Source organism: Lactobacillus amylolyticus DSM 11664, from assembly GCF_000178475.1.
Lineage (GTDB): Bacteria > Bacillota > Bacilli > Lactobacillales > Lactobacillaceae > Lactobacillus > Lactobacillus amylolyticus.
In genome coordinates, this window is sequence record NZ_ADNY01000029.1 from 79,071 (window position 1) to 98,197 (window position 19,127).

The window sequence follows — 19,127 nt, forward strand, 5'->3', positions numbered from 1 at the left end:
TCCTATCTAAGCCGAGCAACAACCTTTTCAAGGTGCATTCCATGTGAGCCTTTTAAGACTACGATATCATTCGGCTTAATATCATTCTTCAAATCATCAATCATATGATCCATATGATCAGCTTGGTAGTAATGCAAGCTTTCTTCGCTGTATTTAGTTTGCAAAGCTTCATATAGATGCTTCATTTCATCCCCGATCAAGTAAACTTCGTTAATTACTTGCGGATCAAGACTATTGGCTAAACCAGCATGCAATTCCGGAGATTTCTTGCCAAGTTCAAGCATGTCTCCTAAAACAGCGATTCTGCGACCACCATTTGGCATTTCGATTTGTCCAAAACTATTCAAAACTGCACGAACAGCGGTTGGATTAGAGTTATAAACATCACTCATGATGTCTTCACCGACATCGCCTTTTTCCCATTCCATCCGGTTGGCAGTTGGAGTAAAGTTAGCAAGTGAAGCCGCAATTTCTTCGTCGCTTTCACCAAAGTGATGACCAACGCTAATTGCTGCCATTGCATTAGAAACATTATGTTTACCAATCATTGGAATTGAGAATTTTTGTTCTGAATCATTAATGGTAAAAGTAGCATGGTGCTTGTAGCTTCTAAAGCCAGTAGCATATACAGTATCGTTGTCTTCAAAGCCAAAAGTAGCCTTTGCTTGATTAATCTTTTTAGCACGTTCAGCTAATAATGGTTCATCGCCATTGTAAATAAATTCGCCGTCTTCACGCAAAAAGTCGGTGATTTCCATTTTGGCATCAGCAATCTTGTCACGCGTGCCGAAAAATTCAATGTGAGCTTCACCAATCATAGTAATGACACAGACATCCGGATGAGTTAACTCACTCAAATGATGCAGTTGTCCAGGACGGTCCATCCCCATTTCCAAAACTAAAATTTCAGTATTTGGCTTCATTTCCAAAATAGTCATTGGTACGCCAATACCGTTATTGAAGTTTTCTTGGGTCTTATGAACATTGAATCTCTTGGATAAAACGGCAGCTACCATATCCTTGGTAGTAGTCTTACCATTTGAACCAGTAATGCCAACAACCGTTGGATTAACCTTGCGCAAATAATAGCGTGCTAAATCCTGCATTGCTTCTAAAGGATCATCTACTTCAAGAACAGCAATATCATCTGGCTTGTTAGGATGACCTTTCTTCCATAAAGTAGCAGAAGCACCATTGTTAATTGCACCTGCGACAAAATCATGGCCGTCGCGTTCGCCTTCAAGTGGAACGAACAAACCACCATCTGTGATTTTTCTGGAGTCAAAGGCGACTGAAGTAATAATAGTTTTCTCGTCGCTTTCACATGTTGTATTCAAAGCTTTGGCAATTTCAGCCAGTTGCATCTTCATTGATCTTTACTCCCATAAAAATATAAAATTTATACAGCAATAATTATACGTTCTTTCGGCCCATCTGCCAAATTGAACTTTCAGATCATAATAATAAAAGAAGCAGCCCCTAATGGGACTGCTTCCACCAGATTCATCGGTTTTACTTCTTCAAACCATACTTCTTGTTGAACTTTTCGATTCGACCATCTGCTTGAGCAAACTTTTGCCTGCCAGTGTAGAATGGGTGAGAATCTGAAGAAACTTCAACACGAATCAATGGGTAAGTGTTACCTTCGTAATCTACAGTTTCCTTTGATGTCAAAGTCGAACCTGCCAAGAACTTAGCACCAGTTGCTGAGTCCATGAAGACAACTTGTTGATAATCTGGATGAATACCTTGTTTCATAATTATTACTCCTTTTGCCATGATCATATCTCAGATCATAGATTAATCGATTAACGTTTATAAGAATACCATCTTTAAACTCTATTTTCAAGAATAAATTTTTGTTAAAATTTTTGGATAATAGTTTCATTAAATTATGAAAGCGCTTTAAAATAGTAGCTAGATTATTCTTAGAAAGAGATTATTATGACCAAAATACCATTTAAGGCCGTCGTTGTTGATATGGACGGTACATTTGTTGATAAAAACAATCAATTTAATCGGACAGAATTTAAAGAAATCTTAGCGCAATTGCAGGCTAATGGCATTCACTTCATTGCCGCAAGTGGTCGCCCCGCTGCCAGATTAGCCGATGATTTTAAAGGATTTAATGATCATGTAGACTTCGTTGCCGATAACGGAGCTGTTCTTGTTAGAGATCAAAAAGTAATTCAAGCTACTGCTTATTCAAAAGAAGCTGTCTTAAAAATGACCAAGATCATTCAAGACGATTTTCCTAAAGCTTTGCCAGTAACCTTGATCAGCGGCGTCAAGCACACTTATTGCTTGAAGAGCATCCCTGAAGATAAGAAAAAGATGATGTTCTTCTTCTACCCAAATACCGTTGAAATTGACGATTTTGCTAATTTACCTGATGATACCTACACAAAAGTAACTATTTCATATCCTTATTACATTGGCAAAGATATTGCACGCGAATACAATCAGATTTGCGATGAAAAAACTGAGTTTAAGACTAGCGGTTTTGAAAATATTGACCTGGTTCCTGCTGGCGTCAATAAAGGCATTGGCCTAAAAAAAATGCTTAAATACTTGCAAGTAAAGCCAAATGAAATTATCGCTTTTGGCGACAGTGGCAATGATATTGAAATGCTTGAAATGACTGATATGAGCTACTGCATGGCCAACGGAACCGACGATGCGAAAAAAGCAGCCAAATTCGAGGCACCTAGCAATACTGATGACGGTGTCTTCAAGGTTCTCAAAAAGTATTTGCAAGAATAAAACTCGACAAAAAAACGCCCATCAAGGGCGCTTTTTATTGCGTTTTTTGGTTAATTTTAACAGCTGCTGGATCTGGCTTATTTTTACTGGTATGAATGCCCCAATAATAGAACAGCAAAGAAACTACGATGATGAGTACGAAGTCCCAAGGATATTTTATCCAGTCTTGCCCGCCGAATCCGCTGCTGCCGCAGTATGACATAAGTGACATGCCGACTAAATAAACGATAATCCACCAAGCATGCTGCAATTGTTCATGCAAACCGGATTTTTGATACTTTAATTCATAATAAATATAAACTGGCAAGCCAAGAGCAATGACAAAAATTACTTGAATCGTGGTTGGCCACATTGACCAGTAGATTGCCAAGCTGGTTAGCACAAAAGCTAGCGGCGCTAAAAATTTCATTTGGTTTAAACGGACGCTGCAATTGCGGTGCAATTTTTCTTAATGAAATCGCGGTGACTGGCCCTGTTAAATAAGCAATCAAGGTTGAAGCCGCGATCACAGTTGCCAGTAAATTCCAGTTGCGAAAAACGCTGACTAAAATCATTGCCAAAAGCAAATTGGTAACCATCGCAAAACGTGGAATCATGTATTTTTGATTCAATCTTCCTAGCCACTTCGACAAGTGCTTGGTATGCGTCATTGCTGCCAAAGCTCTCGAAGCGGTAGCAACAAAGGCTACTCCCGCCCCAAACGGCGACACGAATGCGCCTAAGTAGAGCAAAATAACCAGCCAGTTAATGCCGAGCAAAATAGCTAAATCAGCAAATGGCGAGTTAAAGTTGATGCCATGCCAGCCGGATCTTGCCAAAGAACTCGGATCAATTGCGCCGATAAAGATCACTTGCAGCATGATATAGATCGCTGCCGTAATCAGCATTGAAATTAAAACCCCACGCACAATGTTTTTGCGTGGATTTTTTATTTCGCCACCCATATTAATTACTGTTTGAAAGGCATCATAAGACATAATGATCCCTGAAACTGAGGTAGCTTCGAAAATTGATCGGCTGCCATATGGCATGAAGCCGTGCAAACTGGTGCCAAAGTTCTGCGCATGAAAGCCACTGCAAATTAAAGTAATAATCGTCAAAGTTGGCAGTACAATTTTAAAAACCGAAATCAAATTGGTAAAGTGCGTCATAATTTTGACAGACCAATAATTGATTAAGGTAAAAATTACCATAAACGCAAATACCACGGCCAAACCACTAGTAGTGATATTGCCTTGATGCATAAAATTCTTCGTCCAATTAGCCCAGGGCCACGGCCAAGATGACATATATTGCACTGCGGCAACGGCCTCCATCGGAACCAAAGTTACCAATGAAATCCAGTTGGCCCAGGCTGCAATAAAGCCAAGCAATGGCCCATGACTGTATTGGACATAACGGCTCATTCCACCGCTTTCCGGAAACATTGACCCGAGTTCAATGTAGGTTAACGCAATCGCGATAATAATAATTGCTCCTAGAACCCACGATAAAATAGCTGCTGGGCCAGCAATTCTAGCAGCAGAGCCTGAGCCAAACAGCCAGCCTGAACCAATCAGTGAATTAAGGGCCAGCATGACAGCTGAAAAAAGACTTATTTGATGTAATTGATGTTTTTTCACTATTCTCTATTCCTGCCAACTAATTAATTGGATGCTTAGCAGTTAACTCTTGAACTGCTTTTTTAACTTCGGCAATGGTTGCTTCGTCCGTAGAATTGTTTAAAATCTTAGAGATCAGATCGGCAACTTCACGGGCATCTTTTTCGCTAAAACCCCGGCTGGTAATTGCTGGAGTCCCTAAACGCAAGCCACTGGTTACAAATGGACTGCGTTTATCCCCAGGAATTGATTCTTTATTAGTCGTAATATTAACGGAATCCAGCAAGTTTTGGGCATCTTTACCGGTTAAACCGGTTTTCGTGATGTCAATAATCATCAAGTGGTTATCGGTGCCACCGGAAACGACGCGAATATTTGCACCATTTTTGGTAAATTCATCAGCCATTGCGGCCGCGTTCTTCACTACTTGATTAATATAATCGGTAAATTGCGGCTGCAGATCTTCGTAAAAAGCCTGGGCTTTGGCAGCAATCACATGCTCGAGCGGTCCGCCTTGCGTGCCTGGGAAAACAGCGGAATTTATTTTTTTGCCCAATTCAAGGTTGTTGGACAAAATCATCCCACCACGAGGGCCACGCAAAGTTTTGTGCGTTGTTGTCGTTACAACGTCGGCGTAAGGAAGCGGACTTGGATGAGCACCTGTAGCAACCAAGCCGGCGATGTGGGCCATATCAACCATTAAGTAGGCATGAACATCATCGGCAATTGCCCTGAAGGCTTCCCAGTCAATAACGCGACTGTATGCGGAAGCACCAGCAATAATCAACTTTGGTCGCACTTCTTCTGCTGCCTTTTTAATTTCATCATAATCAAGTTCTTCAGTTTCTAGATTCAGACTATAGCTGTATGAATGAAAAACTTTACCCGAAAAATTGACCTTTGAGCCATGAGTAAGGTGGCCACCAGCATCCATCCCCATTCCTAGAATTTTATCGCCGGGATTTAATAATGCGTTATAAACGGCCATGTTGGCTTGTGAGCCTGAATGTGGTTGAACGTTAGCGTATTTGCAATTAAACAGCTTTTTAGCATAATCGATTGCGAGCTGCTCAACTTGATCGATATATTGGCACCCGCCGTAGTAGCGTCTGCCGGGATATCCTTCTGCGTATTTGTTGGTTAAGACTGAGCCTTGAGCTGCCCTAACTGCATCGGAGACAATATTTTCGGAAGCGATCAATTCAATTGTGTTTTTTGCCGCTTCTCTTCCTTGCTGATTGCTGACCATAATTCTGGAGATTTTTCTGCGTATTTCATCGTGCCCTGCTTTGGAGTAAAGATATTTGTTTTAGCTACATTATACTTTATTTTTTCACACAAAAAACTCCCAGTTCAATTTGGACTGAGAGTTTTATTTTTATCAAATTATTCCCATTCAATCGTGGAAGGCGGCTTACTCGTGACATCGTAAACTACGCGATTAACGTTATCTACTTCGTTTACGATTCGATCAGAAATGTGACCTAACACATCCCATGGAATCTGTGCAAAATCAGCAGTCATCCCATCAATTGAAGTTACGGCACGAATACCAATCGTATAGTCGTACGTCCGACCATCGCCCATCACGCCAACTGACCGAATGCCTGGCAAAACCGTGAAGTATTGCCAAATCTTTTCTTGTAATCCTGCCTTCCTAATTTCTTCACGCAAAATCGCATCAGATTCACGCACGATCTTCAACTTATCAGGCGTAACTTCACCTAATACACGAATACCCAAACCTGGGCCTGGGAATGGTTGACGCCATAGAAGATCATGCGTGCTGCTCAATTTTTCACCTAATTCACGAACTTCATCCTTGAACAATTTACGCAAAGGTTCAATCAGCTTGAAGTGCATGTCCTTAGGAAGTCCACCAACATTGTGGTGTGATTTAATTGTTTGCGCCGTATTAGTACCTGATTCAATTACATCAGTGTACAAAGTACCTTGAGCCAAGAAATCAACATCATTTAGCTTCTTAGCTTCTTCATTGAAGACTTCGATAAATTCCTTACCAATAATCTTCCGCTTCTTTTCAGGATCAGTAACGCCCTTTAGCTTACCCAAAAAGCGATCTGCCGCATTCACACGGATAATGTTAACGCCCAAGTCCTTATTTAAGGCCTTCATAACTTGGTCGCCTTCGTCTTTACGAAGCATTCCGTGGTCAACAAAAATACAAGTTAATTGCTGGCCAATTGCCTTATGCAAAAGAGTTGCAGTTACGCTTGAGTCAACTCCGCCGGAAAGACCTAAAATAACCTTCTTGTCACCGACTTCTTTACGGATGTCATCAATTTTCATTTCAATGAAATCATCCATCGTCCAGTTTGCTTTAGCACCACAAACTTTAAAGGCAAAGTTCTTCAAAATATCCAAGCCATATTCAGAGTTTCTAACTTCAGCGTGGAACTGAATACCATAAAACTTCTTTTCATCATTAGCAATGGCAGAAATTGGGCAGTTCTTGCTCTTGGCAGTAACTTTGAAGCCTTCTGGAGCCTTAGTTACCAAGTCGCCATGACTCATCCAAACATATTGTTTTTCTGGCAAGTCACTAAATAAAACTGCATTTGGATCAGTAACTTCAATATCTGCACGACCATATTCAGAATTATCGGCCTTTTCAACCTTGCCGCCCAGATCATATGACATTAATTGCATCCCGTAGCAAATCCCTAAAATTGGAATCCCCAACTTGAAGATTTCTGGATTAACCTTAAGAGCGCCATCATCATAAACACTGTTTGGACCACCAGAGAAGATGATTCCCTTTGGTGCCAACTCTTTAATTTTATCAATGCTGATATCATGGGCTAGAAGTTCGGAATAAATACCAAAATCACGAATAAATACCAAAATCACGAATACGACGAGTAATCAATTGGTTGTATTGACTACCAAAGTCAAGCACGATAATTTTGTCAAAGTCGTTAAGATTCTTTTTTGACACTGTTCTTTGTTCCCTCTTTTCGGACACTTTTTCTCTAACTCTACTAGGAAAAATTGAAAAGGTCAATCATAAAAATTAAAAAGCAGCCGCTGAATTAAAATCGAACAATTTTTGTAAAATTAAATCTTGCGTTCGGTATCCTTCTTTGTTAAAATACAAACAACAAAATAATAATATCTATATATCGTCGCAATAAGGGCGACAGTTTCTACCCGGAACCGTAAATTCTGGACTATAGGTAATCGAGTCATTAAAAAGAAAACAAAGGATCTCTTTTACCGTAGTTGCGGTATGAAGAGGTCCTTTTTGCGTGCTTTGGGAGGAAAATGTGAAGTTATTAGAAGACAGAATTAAACAAGATGGCCAAGTATTGCCAGGTGATGTGCTTAAAATCAATTCATTTTTGAATCACCAAGTTGATCCAGAATTAATGATGGCTGTGGGTAAAGAATTCGCTCGTCTCTTTAAAGATGCAGGCATCACCAAGATTTTAACCTGTGAGGCTTCAGGAATTGCACCTAGCATCATGGTTGCTTATGAATTAAAAGTGCCAATGGTTTTTGCCAGAAAGAAAAAGCCATCAACTCTTAATGATGCAGTCTATTGGGCTGACGTCTTCTCTTATACTAAAAAAGTTACCAACAAAATTTGTGTTGAAGAAAAATTCTTATCTAAAGATGACACTCTTTTAATCTTGGATGACTTTATTGCTCATGGTGAAGCCGTTAAAGGAATGGTCAATATTGCAAATCAAGCAGGCTGCAAGATTGCCGGCATCGGTGCAGTAGTTGCAAAAACTTTCCAAGGCGGCAGTGACTGGATCAAGGATCACGGCTACCGCTTTGAAGCTTTAGCTAATATTGACAGTTTCAAAGACGGTCGAGTTCACTTTTTAGGAGAAGAATAAAATGCACGAAGTTAGCCACAAAAAAGCCGCTGTCTTAGGTCTGCAGCACTTGCTTGCAATGTATTCCGGAGCGGTTGCCGTTCCACTGTTAATTGGAACAGCGCTTAAATTCAATGCCGTTCAAATGACCTACTTGGTTTCAATCGATATTTTCATGTGTGGGCTAGCTACCCTTTTACAATTACTCCGCAATCGCTATTTCGGAATCGGACTTCCAGTTGTCTTGGGCTGTGCCATCCAGGCCGTTGCACCTTTGGAGTTGATTGGACAAAAGTTTTCAATTAATACCATGTATGGTGCCATCATCGTTGCCGGGATTTTCGTTATTCTCATTTCAAATTGGTTTTCAAAAGTTAAAAAGCTCTTCCCACCTGTCGTAACCGGAACATTGATTACAGTCATCGGTTTAACTTTGATTCCAGTTGCCTTTCAAAATATGGGTGGCGGAACTTCAACAGCAAAGGATTTTGGCGATAGCAAAAACTTGATTATTGCCTTTGCTACTATCCTGATCATCGTCTTAGTTGAAGTTTTGGCAAAAGGTTTTGTTAAATCCATTTCAGTTTTGATCGGTCTGATTGGTGGTTCAGTTCTTGCCGGCTTGATGGGCATGGTTTCAATTAAACCCGTACTAGAAGCATCCTGGTTCCACTTGCCACAATTCTTCTACTTCGGCAAACCTGAATTCGAATGGTCATCTTGTTTAACAATGATTATCATCGCCTTGGTGTCAATGGTCGAATCAACTGGTGTCTTCTTTGCCACGGGTGATTTGCTTCATAAAGATATTAAAGCTGACGACTTAAAGCGGGGTTACCGTGCTGAAGGCTTAGCTCAAATTTTCGGCGGTCTGTTCAATACTTTTCCTTACACTACCTTCTCACAAAACGTTGGCTTATTGCAACTTTCAGGAATTAAAACCAAGCGTCCAATCTACTGGGCCGCTGGTCTCTTAATGGCAATGGGACTTTTGCCAAAAATTGGTGCAGTTGTTACAATTATTCCAACACCAGTTTTAGGCGGAGCCATGCTGGTAATGTTTACCATGATTGCTGTTCAAGGGATCAAGATGCTGCTGAAAGTAGATTTGAGCGATAACCGCAACATCTTAATCGTGGCTCTTTCAATTGGTTTAGGTTTGGGCGTTACTTGTTACCCACAAATTTTCCAATCTATGCCACAAACCATCCAATTATTCTTAGCCAACGGCATTGTAATCGCCAGTGTCAGTGCTACGCTTCTTAACTTAATTCTCAAGGGAAGAGGTGGTTTGAAGTAACCACTTTTTCTCTTAAAATATTCGTTGTTACACTATCTCTATCAATACACAATTTAACCCCATACGAAGCTTGAACATTTGCTCAAGCTTTTTCTTTCATATTTCTTTTATTTTCCTTACAATATAAATATATAAAGACACAGAAAGGAAAATTTACCCTATGAGAAAACAAACTGAATGTACAACTATTCTTGTCGGTAAAGACGCAACCATCGACGGTTCCACTATGATTGCCAGAAGTGAAGATGGTGGTCGAACTATTATTCCTGAAGGTTTTAAAGCAGTTAATCCTGAAGATCAACCTAAGCACTACGAAAGCGTTATTAGCCACCAAAAGATCGATGACGAAGATTTAGCTCAAACCCCGCTTCGTTATACTAGTGTTCCTGATGTTTCCGGCAAAAACGGAATTTGGGGTGCTGCCGGCATCAATGCAGCAAATGTTGCAATGACTGCTACTGAAACAATTACTACTAATTCACGTATTCAAGGCGTTGACCCCTTACTTGACCCAGAAGATGGTGGTCTTGGTGAAGAAGATTTCATTACTTTGACTTTGCCATACCTTCATTCAGCAAAAGATGGTTTGAAGAGAATTGGTCATTTGCTTGAAAAATACGGTACTTATGAAATGAACGGAATGGCCTTTTCCGATAAAGATGAAATCTGGTACCTTGAAACAATCGGCGGTCACCACTGGGCAGCTCGTCGCATCCCTGATGATGCATATGTAATTGCTCCTAACCGTCTAAATATCGATGAATTCAAATTTAATGATCCTGACTTTGCCTGCTCAGCTGATCTGAAGGATTTGATTGAAGAATATCATTTAAACCCAGATCGTGAAGGATACAATTTGCGTCACATCTTTGGTTCTTCTACTATCAAGGATGCTCACTACAACAATCCACGTGCTTGGTATATTCACAACTTCTTCAATCCTGATTTTGGTGGTCAACCAAGCGATCAAGACCAACCATTCATTTGCCGCGCTAACCGCAAGATCAGTATCGAAGACATTAAATGGGCCGAAAGCTCTCACTACCAAGACACACCATATGATGCTTATGGCGATGAAGGTACTCCTGAGCAAAAGAAGACTTTCCGTCCAATCGGTATTAACAGAAACTTTGAAACTCACGTTTTGCAAATCAGAAATGATGTTCCTGCAGAAATCGCCGGTGTTCAATGGTTAGCATTTGGTCCAAATACGTTCAACAGTTTCGTCCCATTCTACACTAACGTTACTGATACGCCTGAATGCTTCCAAACAACCCCTAAGTTCAACTTGAACAAGATTTTCTGGCTTAACAAGTTAACCGCCCAATTAGGTGATACCAATTATCGGGTATATGGCGAGCTTGAGGACGCTTTTGAACAAAAGAGTCTGTCTGAATGTCATAAGATTCAACACGACACAGACAAAGCCGTAAAGGGCCTCTCGGGCAAGGAATTACAAGACAAGCTTGAAGAAGCTAACAAGAAGATGGCAAACACTGTTTACAACAATACAGTTGAGCTTCTTGGACAAATGGTCGATGAAGGCCACGGCTTGATGACTTTGAAATACGATTTGTTAGATTAAACAATCAAATATATTTTTAGATACTAAAAAAGATGCCTCATTTGAGGCATCTTTTTCTTATGCTTATTTATTAATTTTCCACAGGATCCATCACACCAGGCACATCCGGATCATCCACAATCTTAGCGTCAGCACCTAATTGTTCTAACTTTTCTTGTACGCGATCATAGCCCCGCAAAATATTGCCAGCCTTATCAATCGTCGTCGTACCATCAGCCATAAGGCCCGCAATCATTAAACAAGCGCCAGCTCTAATTTCGCCAGCAGTAACCTCAGCTCCATGAAGCTGAGCTGTTGGATGAACCAGAATAATATTATCTTCGACCTTAATATCAGCACCCATCTTTTGCAACTGAGCAATGTGACCAATTCGTTTTGGATAAATATTATCGATGACAACACCTTCGCCTGTTTTGGCTGTCAGAAGAAGCGGCGTAATTGGCTGCTGCAGATCTGTTGCAAAGCCTGGATAAACGTCTGTCTTAATTTGTACCATCTTCAAATCACCGGCAGGGTAAACATACAAAGAGTCTTCATCAGCATCAATGACGACGCCCATTTCTTCAACCTTAGCCAAATATGAGTCAAGGTGCTCTTCAATAATGTTGTGAATGCGAATTCCATTCCCAATGCAGGCAGCGAGTGAAACATAGGTGCCTGCCTCAATTCGATCTGGAATAATTGTATGCGGTATTTGTGCCTTTAACTGATCTACCCCTTCAATTCTGATTGAATCTGTTCCAGCACCACGAATAGTTGCGCCCATATTGTTTAAAAAGGTAGCTAAATCAATAATTTCCGGTTCCTTAGCAGCATTTTCAATGATTGTTTGGCCTTGGGCAGTTACGCTAGCCATAATAATATTCATTGTTGCTCCAACGGATGGCATCTTCAAATGAATCTTCGCACCCTTAAGTCCCTCACTTGGAGCCGTAATTATTATTTGATCATTTTCATTCTTTACTGATGCGCCTAATGCTTCAAAGCCCTTAATATGCTGGTCAATGGGACGTGGGCCAATATCGTCACCACCTGGAAAACCTACAATTGCCTTGCCAAAACGGCCGAGAAGTGCACCCATAAAGTAATAAGATGCACGTAAGCTTTTGATCTTACCGGCTGGCAATGGGCTCATTTTGATATTTTCTGGATCAATGCGCAAAGTCGTCTCACGAAAATCACACCGTACATCCATTTCTGCTAACAAATCCATCAAATTATCTACATCAGCAATCCGAGGCACACCCTCAAGCGTTACTGGCGTTCTTGATAAAATTGAAGCTGGAATTAGCGCAACTGTGGAATTCTTTGCGCCACCGATCCAAACATCGCCCTGCAGGGGCTTTCCACCATGAATTATCATCTGCTTCATTGGCGAAAACAAATCCTTTTCTACTTTCAATAATCATAATAATGTTAAAGGATATCAAGCAAAAAAACAAGAGGTGAGGCTTGCTCATCTCTTGTTTTTTAAGCTTTTGTATTATTCAAGTTATTAGAATTCTTCTGCAGACAAACCACTAGCTGCGCCGATAAATGACTTAAACAAGCCTTCTGGACGTTGTGGACGGCTCAAAAATTCTGGGTGGTATTGAGCAGCAATGAAGAATTTCTTCTTTGGCAATTCAATAATTTCTACCAAACGGTTATCTGGTGAAACGCCACTGAAGACCATTCCTGCATTTTCAAAGGCTTCACGATACTTGTTGTTGAATTCGAAACGGTGACGGTGACGTTCTTGAATGACATCTTGATCATCGTAAGCAGCTCTAGTCTTAGTACCCTTCTTCAAAGTTGCTGGGTAAAGACCTAAACGCAAAGTACCACCAATGTTTTCTTCATCACGCTTATCGGCCATGATGTCGATAATATTGTTCTTGCAGTTTGGTTCTGCTTCAGTACTGTTTGCATCTTCAAGATTAAGCACGTCACGAGCAAATTCAACACTAGCCATTTGCATCCCCAAGCAGATGCCCAAGAATGGAATGTCATTTTCACGAGCATATTTAATTGCAGTAATCATGCCTTCAAGACCACGAGTACCAAAACCACCAGGAACGATTAAACCATCTGAGCCCTTCATAATGTCAGCAATGTTGTCTTCGGTAATATCCTCAGCTTGAACCTTGTCAACATCAATCTTGGTATTGTAAAGATAACCTGCGTGTTGCAAAGCGTCAGTAACTGAAATATATGCATCTTCAAGGTCAACGTACTTACCAACCAAAGTAATTTTAGTGTGGTGCTTCAAGTTCTTAGCACGTTCATCAAGTCTAGTCCAAGCTGTCATATCAGCCTTTGGAAGTGGACTCTTAATTCCTAAGAAGTCGCAAACTTTTTGATCCATGCCTTGTTTTTGGAATGCTAAAGGCACATCGAACAATGATGGTGCGTCAATTGATTCAATGATTCTTTCAACTGGAACATCAATGAAAGTAGAAATCTTATCTTTGTGTTCTTGATCAACTGGCTTTTCAGCACGCAAAACCAACATGTTTGGTTGGATACCGATGCTGCGAAGTTCAGCAACTGAATGCTGCGTTGGCTTAGTCTTCATTTCCTTTGCTGCGTGAAGATATGGAACCAAAGTACAGTGAATGTACATTACGTTTTCAGCACCAACTTCACGACGCATTTGACGAATTGCTTCCATGAATGGAGTTGATTCAATATCACCAACTGTTCCGCCGATTTCAGAAATAATTACGTCTGAATCAGTTGTAAGAGCAGCACGCATGATCTTCTTTTTGATCATATCAGTGATGTGTGGAATTACTTGAACAGTAGCACCATGGTAGTCACCACGACGTTCTTTTTCCAAAACTTCTTGATAGATCTTACCAGTGGTTACGTTAGAGTACTTACTGGTTCTTACATCAACGATTCTTTCATAGTGGCCTAAGTCAAGGTCAGCTTCAGTACCATCATCAGTAACATAAACTTCACCGTGTTGGTATGGGTTCATTGTGCCCGGGTCGATGTTGATATATGGGTCAAATTTTTGCATAGTTACTTTAAGACCGCGGTTCTTAAGAAGACGACCTAAGCTGGATGCAGTGATTCCTTTACCCAATGAAGATACGACACCGCCAGTAACGAAGATGTATTTAGTCATTTACCTGCTTCTCCTTCTTTTTAACTGAATTAATAAACAAAAAAGCTCCCTAACTAGAGGGAGCTAAACGCACATATGGTGCCCAAGAAAAATACTATCTGCTTTTTGACTGTAAGTCAAGCAAATTAATCATCATCTTCGTCATCATCGTCATTATTTAATTGTGACAATTGACCTTCGATGCCGTCTGGCAAGCTATCATCGGTGTCATCGTAGTCGTCATTTTCGTCATCGTCAGTTGCATCCAAATCATCATCTTCTGGATCATCATTGTCATAGTCGATGATATCGTCGCTGTCAGTAGCTGAAGCCAAGAAAGCATTAACCTTCTTGTGGTGCTTTCTAGTTGATTCTTCGTCTTCATCTTCTGGGTGGTTAACTTCTTCGTCAACTGATTCGTATGGGAACCATGAACGAAGTGCCCATACATTTTCACCCATGGAGATAAATTCACCATCAGTGTTCATATCTGTATAAAATTGTGGCAAACGTTCACGAATTTCTTCATCGCTCTTGTTTAAGTATTTTTGAACAGCGTTAACGATATCAGCAAATGCCATTCTCTTGCCATTATCTTCTAAAATTGCGCGAGCAACTTCGATCATTGACAATTCATCGCGGTTTTTGTCTTTAAACTTGTCTAATCCCACAGTTGTACGTCCTCTCTTTTACAATCTTTACTATTTTACTAAGCGTTTAAGTAAAAATCAACGTGACTGTATAGTTACCTATTAAGTATAGCCCACTAAAGAGGTCATATTCAATATGAAGTTTTTCAGATCCATCATTTTGTGGTTCATATTCCAGTAAATTGGTTACGCTGGTCAAATCCATCTGGCGATCACTCACCACATAGCGACAAGCTTGTTTTTCACCGGGAACAAAACGCATCAACGAATAATTCTGATGATCTACACCACGTCGCAAAATCAATTCATTGTCCTTCAGCAGCATTTTAACAGGGATTGTTCCATCTTCCAAGTAAGACACCCGAATTGTCTTATCATCTTTTTTGATTTCGCCGTCCATGTTTTTATGAAAAGTCTCACTGTCTTTTTCTTGCGTAATTGTGCTTGTTAAATCAATGTTTATCTTCGTCATGCCACTCACTTATTTGCTATAATTAGTTATTATATATTTTAAGCTATATTTGCTAAAAAATTAAAGATTCAGCTCGAGGAATTTTTTATGCCAAGATTTCAAAGTAAAAAATTACCGGCCGAGGTTGTTCTGCGTGACCCGGTTCACGGCTATATTCATATTGAAGACCAAGTCGTTCTTGATATTCTGCAATCAAAAGAATTTCAACGCATGCGCAGAATCAAACAATTAGGACCTATCAGCTTCGTTTTTGATGGAGCTACTCATACGCGCTTTGAACATAATTTGGGTGTTTATGAGTTAACGCGAAGAATTTGTGACATTTTTGCCAAAAAATATCCCTCCCTTTGTCCAGGAGATGGGCTCTGGGATGATGACAATCGCTTGCTGGTAGAATGTGCCGGCTTGCTGCACGACATCGGTCATGGTCCTTATTCGCATACATTTGAGCATTTATTTGGGACTAATCATGAAAAATTAGGTCAAAAAATTATTACTGATCCGTATACCGAGATCAACCAGGCCCTAAGACAAGTTACACCTAACTTTCCTGAAGCAGTCGCAAGCGTAATTGCGAAGACTTATCCTAACGCGCAAGTTGTTAAGATGATCTCCAGTCAGGCTGATGCCGATCGGATGGACTATTTGCAAAGAGATGCCTACTTCACAGGCGTAACTTATGGTCAATTCGACTTGTCGAGAATCCTGCGTGTTATTCGTCCTTACAGTGATGGCATTTGCTTTACCGATAACGGCATGCATGCCGTAGAAGACTATATCGTCTCCCGCTATCAGATGTACCAGCAAGTCTACTTCCACCCAGTAGGCCGATCAATGGAAGTAATTCTTCACCATCTATTGCAACGGGCAAAGGATGTTTATGAACAAGGAACATTGCCGGTAACGCCCCGTTTAGCAAAGTTTTTGGACGGCAATTGGACTTTGGAAGATTACCTTAAATTAGATGATGGCGTGATGGAAACCAACTTTTCAATGTGGACTGAAGCAAACGATCCAATTTTGTCAGATCTTTGCAAACGCTACTTGTATAGAAAGCCATTGGCCAGTGTCAAAATCAATGAAGAGACCAAAAATCTGCTGCCTAAGCTAAAAGATTTAATCAAGCAAGCAGGTTTTGATCCTGACTATTATACTGATATCAATTCGGCCTTTGATGAACCATATGATGCGTATAAACCGACCGGTAAAAACGCCAACAGCCAAATCGAAATCATGCAGGATGATGGCAGTCTGATTGAATTGTCAGAATTAAGTCCGCTGGTTCGCGCGCTGAATGGTACTTTTCAAGGGGATGAACGCTTCTTCTTCCCCAGAACAATGCTGTCAAACGATGATGAACCGCAAATTTTCGATCCTCTTTATCAAGAATTTCAAAAATACGTAAGAAATGGCGAATTACGATATTTAAGAAGACATAACAAGAAGAAATGATTTTATACAAAAAAAGGGATGAATCACATTGGAATGATTCATCCCTTTTTGATAATCACTATTAAATTTTATTCTTCAACTTCGTGACTGGCTTCGTATCTTTGGTTGAACAATGGGCTTAATGCATGGTGAGTTTGAATAAGTTTAATTGCATCACCCATTAATGGTCCAACGGATACCAAAAGCATCTTGTCGAGCTTCTTTTCAGCTGGTTGATTAATTGAATCTGTTAAGACTAAATTCTTAATTGGTGAGTCATTTAATCTCTTGATAGCTGGACCAGACAAAACAGCGTGAGTAGCTGAAGCATAAACTTCAGTCGCACCTGCATCCATCAAGGCCTTAGCTGCTAAAGTAATGGTACCGGCAGTATCGATCATATCATCGATAATGATGGCACGTTTACCTTTAACGTCACCGATAATGTTCATAACTTCGGAAACATTGGCTCTTGGGCGACGTTTATCAACAATTGCGATTCCTGTACCCAAGAATTCAGCAAGCTTTCTTGCACGAGTAACACCACCGTGGTCTGGAGAAACAACAACAGCATTTTCTTGCAGCTTGTTGCGTAAGAAGTAGTCAGCCAAAAGAGGAGCACCCATCAAATTATCAACAGGAATATCGAAGAAACCTTGAATTTGAGGAGCGTGCAAGTCAAGTGACAATACTTGATCAGCACCAGCAGTTTGCAACATATCAGCTACAAGCTTAGCAGTGATTGGTTCACGAGCACGAGTCAGACGGTCTTGACGAGCATAACCATAGTAAGGCATGACAATGTTGATGCTGCGTGCACTTGCACGACGAACGGCATCAATCATGATCAACAGTTCCATCAAGTTATCATTAACTGGATCACTGGTGGATTGAATCAAATATACATCTTTACCACGAACAGATTCATCAATATTGATTTGAATCTCGCCGTCACTAAAACGTTCAACACTTGATTTTGAAAGTGGAACGCCAACTCGATCAGCGATCTTTTGTGCCAAAGGTACATTTGAATTAAGGGCAAAAATCATTAAATCGTCTTTATAAGACATAATTTCCTCCGTAAAAATATGCTAACAACTTTTATTTTAGCAGAGATTCAATAAAAATAAATCTAATATAGCTTAATTTTGCCAAAAACAAAAAGCAGCCAATTCAATTGATTGACTGCTTTTCTCTGTTAAACTTTTTTTTCTCTGTTCTGTCTTGCGTCTAAGATTATTATATAACAGCCGTTATTCATTGCAAGTCACTTTTTTAAAAATAATTTTGGTGCCAGCTCCAATAACTTTCAATAAATCTAGATCGTTTGACACAACATGCCCAATAACATTCACCCGCTCATCAGCTGGCAAATCGATCTTGGTTATCTGCAATTCACCCTTGTAGTGCAAATACTTGTCGTTATCGCAGGTTATACTGCCCTTTGGACGTGGTTTAGTCTCCTGCAGGCCAGTATTAAACAATTGTCTTTCTCTGCCTTCCTGCAGTCGAACAACCTGTTCTGCGAGGTCAGGCCGGTTATGCCATGTGTTTTCAGTTAATTCTGGCAAATCCCGATCAATATGCAGTGTGATCGCATCCTGCTTTAAATAATTGATAAAACTGTTGATCGTACTTTGCTTAAGGGAAACATCCCCAACAAAAACATGATCTACATGCAATTTTTTCAATTCAATCATCGCTGCCAACGGATTCTCATGCCGTTGACATTCAAGCGTTGGCAAGCCTGCAAAAATTGGGCCACGTAATTCTCCATCACCTGGAATAAAGGCCAATGTCTGCAAATCATGCTCCTTGAGCCATTTATTCTTTTTATCTAACCATTCTGTTCCCAAGCCAGTCTCAGGACGTGGATAATAATTATGCCAAGCAACCAAATGATCAAAAGCAGCGTTGTACTCTTTTAAATCGAGCAAGTCTTTTTCTGTAATCGTACTTGCATTTAGGGCAATTGGCATTGACTTAGATAATTTGGCAACTACATCCATGCCGATGCCTGCATCGATTCTCAAGCCAGTTAAATCAAGAGCCTGAACTTGTCCGACATCATGAATATCGACACCGATTTTTTCTAATCCAACTGCCGAAACATCAGCAATAATTGACAGATCAAGATTTGAGCACCACTTGGTCAATTCCTTTAGGTGACTCTTAGTCTGTTCAGGATCATTTTCATTAATCTGTAAAGAAGTAAATACCGTATCAAAGCCGGCATTTCTCATCGCAATTAAGTAATTATAATCATCAGCCGTTAGCATCCGGCCAACATAAATTGAAAATCCTAGCATAAATATCCCACTTCTCCAAGCGCTAACTTTACTTTTACGCTATTATTTTAAACTACTTTTTTAAAACTTTTTACTTG

13 protein-coding genes, 3 pseudogenes and 1 riboswitch are annotated in these 19,127 nt (G+C 40.2%); of the genes and pseudogenes, 5 read left to right on the top strand and 11 right to left on the bottom strand.

Going from position 1 to position 19,127, the window contains the following annotated elements:
• Window positions 1-2: 2 nt before the first annotated feature.
• Together HMPREF0493_RS03760 and HMPREF0493_RS03765 are read right to left on the bottom strand one after the other, a co-directional pair.
• Window positions 3-1,370, bottom strand: a complete 1,368-nt coding sequence (locus HMPREF0493_RS03760; RefSeq protein WP_006351958.1) for a UDP-N-acetylmuramoyl-tripeptide--D-alanyl-D-alanine ligase — start codon at window positions 1,368-1,370, stop codon at window positions 3-5.
• Between the two features lie 142 nt (window positions 1,371-1,512).
• Window positions 1,513-1,758 (bottom strand): type B 50S ribosomal protein L31, encoded by a 246-nt coding sequence (locus HMPREF0493_RS03765; protein WP_006351959.1) that lies wholly within the window; start codon window positions 1,756-1,758, stop codon window positions 1,513-1,515.
• A 186-nt stretch (window positions 1,759-1,944) separates the two neighbouring features.
• Here HMPREF0493_RS03765 and HMPREF0493_RS03770 point away from each other — a divergent pair, with 186 nt between their 5' ends.
• Window positions 1,945-2,763 (top strand): Cof-type HAD-IIB family hydrolase, encoded by an 819-nt coding sequence (locus tag HMPREF0493_RS03770; RefSeq protein ID WP_006351960.1) that lies wholly within the window; start codon window positions 1,945-1,947, stop codon window positions 2,761-2,763.
• A gap of 34 nt (window positions 2,764-2,797) precedes the next feature.
• On the opposite strand, the pseudogene HMPREF0493_RS03775 reads toward HMPREF0493_RS03770, so the two are convergent.
• From HMPREF0493_RS03775 to guaA, 3 pseudogenes are all read right to left on the bottom strand, one after another.
• Window positions 2,798-4,340, bottom strand: a pseudogene (locus HMPREF0493_RS03775) (APC family permease).
• Window positions 4,341-4,404: 64 nt separating this feature from the next.
• Window positions 4,405-5,642 (bottom strand): annotated as a pseudogene (gene glyA, locus HMPREF0493_RS03780) (serine hydroxymethyltransferase).
• A 108-nt stretch (window positions 5,643-5,750) separates the two neighbouring features.
• Window positions 5,751-7,323: pseudogene (guaA, locus tag HMPREF0493_RS03785) on the bottom strand (glutamine-hydrolyzing GMP synthase).
• A 157-nt stretch (window positions 7,324-7,480) separates the two neighbouring features.
• A riboswitch (purine riboswitch) is annotated at window positions 7,481-7,578 on the top strand.
• A gap of 73 nt (window positions 7,579-7,651) precedes the next feature.
• Between guaA and HMPREF0493_RS03790 the strand changes: the two are divergent.
• The 3 genes from HMPREF0493_RS03790 (at window position 7,652) to HMPREF0493_RS03800 (ending at window position 11,094) form a co-directional block, all read left to right on the top strand.
• On the top strand, window positions 7,652-8,230 hold the full coding sequence (locus HMPREF0493_RS03790) for a xanthine phosphoribosyltransferase (protein WP_040457166.1): 579 nt from the start codon (window positions 7,652-7,654) through the stop codon (window positions 8,228-8,230).
• A gap of 1 nt (window position 8,231) precedes the next feature.
• A complete protein-coding gene (locus HMPREF0493_RS03795) occupies window positions 8,232-9,509 on the top strand; it encodes a nucleobase:cation symporter-2 family protein (protein WP_006351966.1) in 1,278 nt (425 codons plus the stop codon).
• 160 nt (window positions 9,510-9,669) lie between these two features.
• Entirely contained in the window at window positions 9,670-11,094 is a 1,425-nt protein-coding gene (locus HMPREF0493_RS03800; protein ID WP_006351967.1) for a C69 family dipeptidase, read from the top strand.
• Window positions 11,095-11,164: 70 nt separating this feature from the next.
• Here HMPREF0493_RS03800 and murA read toward each other — a convergent pair whose 3' ends face one another.
• The 4 genes from murA to HMPREF0493_RS03820 all read right to left on the bottom strand — a co-directional run bounded on the left by murA (window position 11,165) and on the right by HMPREF0493_RS03820 (window position 15,310).
• On the bottom strand, window positions 11,165-12,466 hold the full coding sequence (murA, locus tag HMPREF0493_RS03805; RefSeq protein ID WP_040457168.1) for a UDP-N-acetylglucosamine 1-carboxyvinyltransferase: 1,302 nt from the start codon (window positions 12,464-12,466) through the stop codon (window positions 11,165-11,167).
• A gap of 123 nt (window positions 12,467-12,589) precedes the next feature.
• Complete coding sequence (gene pyrG, locus HMPREF0493_RS03810) at window positions 12,590-14,209, bottom strand: CTP synthase (protein ID WP_006351969.1); 1,620 nt, start codon at window positions 14,207-14,209, stop codon at window positions 12,590-12,592.
• Between the two features lie 125 nt (window positions 14,210-14,334).
• Window positions 14,335-14,859 carry a DNA-directed RNA polymerase subunit delta gene (rpoE, locus tag HMPREF0493_RS03815; protein ID WP_006351970.1) on the bottom strand — a complete coding sequence of 175 codons (525 nt, stop codon included), beginning with the start codon at window positions 14,857-14,859 and terminating at the stop codon, window positions 14,335-14,337.
• A gap of 46 nt (window positions 14,860-14,905) precedes the next feature.
• Window positions 14,906-15,310, bottom strand: coding sequence for a DUF1934 family protein (locus tag HMPREF0493_RS03820; RefSeq protein ID WP_006351971.1), 405 nt, complete (start codon window positions 15,308-15,310; stop codon window positions 14,906-14,908).
• A gap of 87 nt (window positions 15,311-15,397) precedes the next feature.
• Between HMPREF0493_RS03820 and HMPREF0493_RS03825 the strand changes: the two genes are divergently transcribed.
• On the top strand, window positions 15,398-16,762 hold the full coding sequence (locus HMPREF0493_RS03825) for an HD domain-containing protein (RefSeq protein ID WP_006351972.1): 1,365 nt from the start codon (window positions 15,398-15,400) through the stop codon (window positions 16,760-16,762).
• A 68-nt stretch (window positions 16,763-16,830) separates the two neighbouring features.
• Here the strand turns inward: HMPREF0493_RS03825 and HMPREF0493_RS03830 are convergent, their stop codons facing one another.
• Window positions 16,831-17,811, bottom strand: a complete 981-nt coding sequence (locus tag HMPREF0493_RS03830) for a ribose-phosphate diphosphokinase (RefSeq protein WP_006351973.1) — start codon at window positions 17,809-17,811, stop codon at window positions 16,831-16,833.
• Window positions 17,812-17,994: 183 nt separating this feature from the next.
• Window positions 17,995-19,050, bottom strand: a complete 1,056-nt coding sequence (locus HMPREF0493_RS03835; RefSeq protein WP_006351974.1) for a MupG family TIM beta-alpha barrel fold protein — start codon at window positions 19,048-19,050, stop codon at window positions 17,995-17,997.
• Window positions 19,051-19,127: the final 77 nt, after the last annotated feature.

Bases quoted from the DNA above. Each gene is read 5' to 3' on its own strand.
- HMPREF0493_RS03825 (WP_006351972.1), top strand. From the start codon at position 15,398: ATGCCAAGATTTCAAAGTAAAAAATTACCGGCCGAGGTTGTTCTGCGT.
- HMPREF0493_RS03835 (WP_006351974.1), bottom strand. From the start codon at position 19,050: ATGCTAGGATTTTCAATTTATGTTGGCCGGATGCTAACGGCTGATGAT.
- HMPREF0493_RS03765 (WP_006351959.1), bottom strand. From the start codon at position 1,758: ATGAAACAAGGTATTCATCCAGATTATCAACAAGTTGTCTTCATGGAC.
- HMPREF0493_RS03820 (WP_006351971.1), bottom strand. From the start codon at position 15,310: ATGACGAAGATAAACATTGATTTAACAAGCACAATTACGCAAGAAAAA.
- HMPREF0493_RS03800 (WP_006351967.1), top strand. From the start codon at position 9,670: ATGAGAAAACAAACTGAATGTACAACTATTCTTGTCGGTAAAGACGCA.
- HMPREF0493_RS03830 (WP_006351973.1), bottom strand. From the start codon at position 17,811: ATGTCTTATAAAGACGATTTAATGATTTTTGCCCTTAATTCAAATGTA.
- murA (WP_040457168.1), bottom strand. From the start codon at position 12,466: ATGAAGCAGATGATAATTCATGGTGGAAAGCCCCTGCAGGGCGATGTT.
- HMPREF0493_RS03770 (WP_006351960.1), top strand. From the start codon at position 1,945: ATGACCAAAATACCATTTAAGGCCGTCGTTGTTGATATGGACGGTACA.
- HMPREF0493_RS03760 (WP_006351958.1), bottom strand. From the start codon at position 1,370: ATGAAGATGCAACTGGCTGAAATTGCCAAAGCTTTGAATACAACATGT.
- pyrG (WP_006351969.1), bottom strand. From the start codon at position 14,209: ATGACTAAATACATCTTCGTTACTGGCGGTGTCGTATCTTCATTGGGT.
- HMPREF0493_RS03795 (WP_006351966.1), top strand. From the start codon at position 8,232: ATGCACGAAGTTAGCCACAAAAAAGCCGCTGTCTTAGGTCTGCAGCAC.